This is a genomic window from Lysobacter sp. ESA13C, from assembly GCF_019970005.1.
In the GTDB taxonomy this organism is placed as follows: domain Bacteria; phylum Pseudomonadota; class Gammaproteobacteria; order Xanthomonadales; family Xanthomonadaceae; genus Lysobacter; species Lysobacter antibioticus_B.
The window spans coordinates 1-1,200 of sequence record NZ_JAHXYK010000033.1 but is presented as its reverse complement, the minus strand read 5'-3'; the positions used below and the strand labels follow the sequence as shown (position 1 = coordinate 1,200).

Here is a 1,200-nt window from a genome sequence, read left to right as displayed (position 1 = left end):
GCAGCGGCACGGTGTCGGTGGGCGACGTGCTGACCTACACGGTGACGGTGACCAACACCAGCGCGAGCGGCAACCTGACCAACGTGGTGGTGAACGACAGCAAGATCACCCCGAGCACGACGACCTGCGCCTCGGTGGCGCCGGGTGCGACCTGCGTGTTGACGGGCACCTACACGGTGACCGCGGCCGACGTGACCGCCGGCAACGTGGCGAACACCGCGACTTCGACCAGCCCGGTCTGCCCGGTGGGCAGCACCGATCCGGCCTGCACGACGACGGTGACCACGCCGGTGACGGCGCTGAGCCAGACGATCGCCAAGACCATGACCAATGCCGATAACGACGGCAGCGGCACGGTGTCGGTGGGCGACGTGCTGACCTATACGGTGACGGTGACCAACACCAGCGCCAGCGGCAACCTGACCAACGTGGTGGTGAACGACAGCAAGATCACCCCGAGCACGACGACCTGCGCCTCGGTGGCACCGGGTGCGACCTGCGTGTTGACGGGCACCTACACGGTGACCGCGGCCGACGTGACTGCGGGCAACGTGGTGAACACCGCGACTTCGACCAGCCCGGTCTGCCCGGTGGGCAGCACCGATCCGGCCTGCACGACGACGGTGACCACGCCGGTGACGGCGCTGAGCCAGACGATCGCCAAGACCATGACCAATGCCGATAACGACGGCAGCGGCACGGTGTCGGTGGGCGACGTGCTGACCTACACGGTGACGGTGACCAACACCAGCGCCAGCGGCAACCTGACCAACGTGGTGGTGAACGACAGCAAGATCACCCCGAGCACGACGACCTGCGCCTCGGTGGCGCCGGGTGCGACCTGCGTGTTGACGGGCACCTACACGGTGACCGCGGCCGACGTGACTGCGGGCAACGTGGTGAACACCGCGACTTCGACCAGCCCGGTCTGCCCGGTGGGCAGCACCGATCCGGCCTGCACGACGACGGTGACCACGCCGGTGACGGCGCTGAGCCAGACGATCGCCAAGACCATGACCAATGCCGATAACGACGGCAGCGGCACGGTGTCGGTGGGCGACGTGCTGACCTACACGGTGACGGTGACCAACACCAGCGCCAGCGGCAACCTGACCAACGTGGTGGTGAACGACAGCAAGATCACCCCGAGTACGACGACCTGCGCCTCGGTGGCGCCGGGTGCGACCTGCGTGTTGACGG

Annotated in this window: 1 pseudogene; it reads left to right on the top strand. The window is 67.8% G+C overall.

Annotated elements, in window-relative coordinates:
* Positions 1 to 1,200: pseudogene (locus LC490_RS24205) on the top strand (hypothetical protein); the annotation flags it as partial.